1 protein-coding gene is annotated in these 293 nt (G+C 66.2%); it reads left to right on the top strand.

The genetic code is table 11. The annotated features are described in order from the left end of the window. The coding region (locus EN845_RS34780) for a hypothetical protein (RefSeq protein WP_135931339.1) at positions 1 to 293 on the top strand (293 nt) is incomplete at both ends.

Genomic DNA, 293 nt, shown 5'->3' on the forward strand with positions numbered 1-293 from the left:
CGCGAATCCAGGAAGCGCTGAACACGCCGCCGCATCTCGTCATCAAGCACACCGGCCTCGATGCCGACGATCCGATGCCGGACATGGCCGAGATAGAGCGCCAGCTCGACCGGCTAAAGATCGAGCGCGAGCGGCTCGGCGCCGTCAATCTGCGCGCCGAGGAAGAACAGAGGGAGCTTTCCGAGCGGCTGGAGACCATCGTTTCCGAGCGCGAGGACATCATCGAGGCGATCCGCAAGCTGCGCCAGGCCATCCAGAGCCTCAACCGCGAGGGCCGCGAGCGGCTGCTGTCG

This window comes from Mesorhizobium sp. M8A.F.Ca.ET.202.01.1.1 (genome assembly GCF_004791595.1).
Classification (GTDB): domain Bacteria; phylum Pseudomonadota; class Alphaproteobacteria; order Rhizobiales; family Rhizobiaceae; genus Mesorhizobium.